Origin of the sequence: Rhodococcus chondri (assembly GCF_036327435.1) — a bacterium.
Lineage (GTDB): Bacteria > Actinomycetota > Actinomycetes > Mycobacteriales > Mycobacteriaceae > Rhodococcus > Rhodococcus chondri.
On record NZ_JAUZMZ010000313.1, the window covers coordinates 1 to 2794 of the forward strand.

Genomic DNA, 2794 nt, shown 5'->3' on the forward strand with positions numbered 1-2794 from the left:
AGATCGACAAGATCACCTTCGAGAACGCCTCTCGCTTCTTCGGCTGGGATCCTTTCGCGCACATCCCGCGCGAGCAGGCCACCGTGGGTGCGCTGCGCGCCAAGGCGGCCGATGTCGACATCAGCGAGACCTCCAAGACCGAGTACCGGCGCCGTTACGAACTCGCCAACTCGTAGGCCCGCGTCGCGCATCCACGAAGCCGCGCATAGACGAAAAGGAAACACGATATGACAGACACTCCACAGCTGGCCGGCAAGGTCGCTATCGTCACCGGCGCCGGGGGTGGGATCGGCCGGGCATACTCGCGAGGGCTCGCCGAAGCAGGTGCCGCGGTGGTGCTGGCGGACGTCAACCTCGACTCCGCCACCTCGGCAGCCGAGGAGTTGACGGCCGCGGGTCACCGCGCACTCGCCGTCGGCGTCGACGTCCGGGACGAAGCGAGCACGACCGAGATGGCCGCCACCGCGGCTGCACATTTCGGGTCCGTCGACATCCTGGTGAACAACGCCGGGCTGATGGCCGAGGTGGTCGGCGAGGGATCCCTCACGACGATGGATATCGACCTCTGGAACCGCACGCTCGCTGTCAATCTCACCGGACCGCTGCTCTGCAGCCGCGCCGTGGTGCCGTACATGAAGGAACACGGCTACGGCAAGATCGTGAACCAGTCCTCGAGCGGGGCATTCATGGCGGCACAGGCATACGGCATCACCAAGCTCGGGCTCGTGAGCATGACGGTGTCGCTGGCCCGCGAGCTGGCGCCGTTCGGTATCCGCGTCAACGCGATTGCACCGGGCATGGTCAACACCGAAGCGGGCTCGATCGCCTCACCACCGGAACTCAAGGAAATGGTCAAGCACGCCATTCCCTTTCCCTTCGGCGAGCCGGAAGAACTGATTCCCGGTCTGCTGTATCTCGTCTCGTCGGGCAGCGACTGGGTGACCGGCCATACCCTCAACATCGACGGCGGCTGGGTCGTGCGAGTGTGAATGTTCGCTGTCACCATAACTTCTCGTAGATCGGAATCTTCATGAAGCACTACCTGCTCGTCGAGTCGTACCCGTCGCATCCCGACCGGTTGGACGAATTCAACAAGTGGTACGACGAAGTCCACATCCCCGAAGTGGTGGCACTCGACGGATTCGTGGGTGCTATTCGTCTTGCTCCGGCAGATCCCGACGGCGGCCCGTCCGTCACGATCTACGAACTCCAGGGCGATCCCCAGGCAGCCAAGGACAACGTGCACGCCGCGGCCGCAGCGAAACAGCTGAACATGTCGGACTCACTGAGTTACGGCCCCATCCCGAAGATGCGGATTCTGCAGATGCAGTCGGAACACTCCAAGCCCGGCCGGTAGCCGAGACCATGACGAGGCCGGGACCACCGAATCACGACGGCGGTCCCGAACTCGTCCGCTTGCAGATTGTCTTCAGGCTGTCAGTACCGCACCGAGCGCCGCGCACTGCGTGTCGAAGAATGCCCGCGCTACACCGGAGCGTGGCACCACCGAGTCGAAACCGTGGAAAGCGCCGGGGACGACATGGAATTCACATGCGATACCGGCATCGCCGAGTCCGTCCGCGTACTGCTTGTTCTCGTCGAAGAAGAGGTCGTTGGACCCGACCGCGATCCACGCGGGCGGCAGACCCTGCAGATCGGTGCGGCGGGCGGGCACTGCCACATCGGGATCGGCGTCGCCGAGGTAACTCGACCACCCGAACCGGTTGGCAACGCCGTCCCACATGCGCATGTGCTCCGGCCCGGTCGCGGTCCTGTCGTCGAGCATCGGATATGCCAGCAGCTGGAAGACCGGCACGGTCGTATCCCGGTCACGGGCGAGAAATGCCAGTGCCGCAGCCAATCCCGCTCCCGCACTCGCACCACCGATCGCAACCCTCGTCGCATCCACCTCGGGACGGTGGAGTAAGCGCTGGTACGCCCGGTAGCAGTCTTCGAGTGGGGTGGGATAGGGGTGTTCCGGCGCGAGCCGGTACTCGACCGAGGCCACCGTGATCCCGAGACGCTCGGCGAAGCGACGGCACAACTCGTCGTCCTGTGCGGCCCGTCCGAAGACATAACCCCCGCCGTGGATCCACAACAGCGCCGGACCGGGCTCCCCGTCCGCGACGGTCGACGGCCGGAAGTACCGCACCGCGACACCGGGTTCGAGAACATGAATGTCCGGATCCGTTCCGCGGATCGCTCCGGTCAGGACACGAAGTACCGGCAACGACCGCGGGCTCACCGCGCGCCGCGGCGCAAACAGCGCCGCGACACGCAGATCCGGATGAAAATGCGCCAGTGACCGCAGGCGACCGATCACGGTGCGTCCTTCAGTCCTTCTGCGCGGTGAGCCGCGCGATGTTGGCCTGGAAATCGGCGCTCTGGAATGTCATCTCCTCGGCGCTCATCGCGTAGTCCAGCGTGGCGAGCACCGCACGCTCGAGGTGGATGTTGAGCAACCGCTTCGTCGCCTCGACCGCCTTCTGCGGCTGCTCCGAGATACGCTTCGCGCACGCCAGCGCCTCGCTCAACGGGTCGGCGACGACGTGATTCGCCAGGCCCAGTTCCCGGGCACGCTCCGCGGGTATCCGCTGTCCGCTGAACGCGAACTCCTTGGCCTGCAACAGGCTGATCTGCAGCGGCCACGTCAGCGGCCCACCGTCCGCAGCGACCAGGCCGACCTGCACGTGCGGGTCGGCGAGGTAGGTCTTCTCGCCCATGTAGACCATGTCGCTGAGCGCTACCAGGCTGCAGCCGAGCCCGACGGCCGGGCCGTTCACGGCGGCGACCA

General features: G+C 65.6%; 4 protein-coding genes and 1 pseudogene. 3 read left to right on the top strand and 2 right to left on the bottom strand.

What is annotated here, in order from left to right; translation table 11 throughout:
* From Q8814_RS25525 to Q8814_RS25535, 3 genes and pseudogenes are all read left to right on the top strand, one after another.
* Positions 1-176: pseudogene (locus Q8814_RS25525) on the top strand (amidohydrolase family protein); the annotation flags it as partial.
* 51 nt (positions 177-227) lie between these two features.
* On the top strand, positions 228-989 hold the full coding sequence (locus Q8814_RS25530; RefSeq protein ID WP_330154740.1) for an SDR family oxidoreductase: 762 nt from the start codon (positions 228-230) through the stop codon (positions 987-989).
* 41 nt (positions 990-1030) lie between these two features.
* Positions 1031-1357, top strand: coding sequence for a hypothetical protein (locus Q8814_RS25535; RefSeq protein WP_330154741.1), 327 nt, complete (start codon positions 1031-1033; stop codon positions 1355-1357).
* 72 nt (positions 1358-1429) lie between these two features.
* On the opposite strand, the gene Q8814_RS25540 is transcribed toward Q8814_RS25535, so the two are convergent.
* Both Q8814_RS25540 and Q8814_RS25545 read right to left on the bottom strand, forming a co-directional pair.
* Positions 1430-2323, bottom strand: a complete 894-nt coding sequence (locus Q8814_RS25540; RefSeq protein WP_330154742.1) for an alpha/beta hydrolase — start codon at positions 2321-2323, stop codon at positions 1430-1432.
* Between the two features lie 10 nt (positions 2324-2333).
* Positions 2334-2794, bottom strand: a 461-nt coding sequence (locus Q8814_RS25545; RefSeq protein WP_330154743.1) for an enoyl-CoA hydratase/isomerase family protein, incomplete at its 5' end; no start/stop codon positions are given.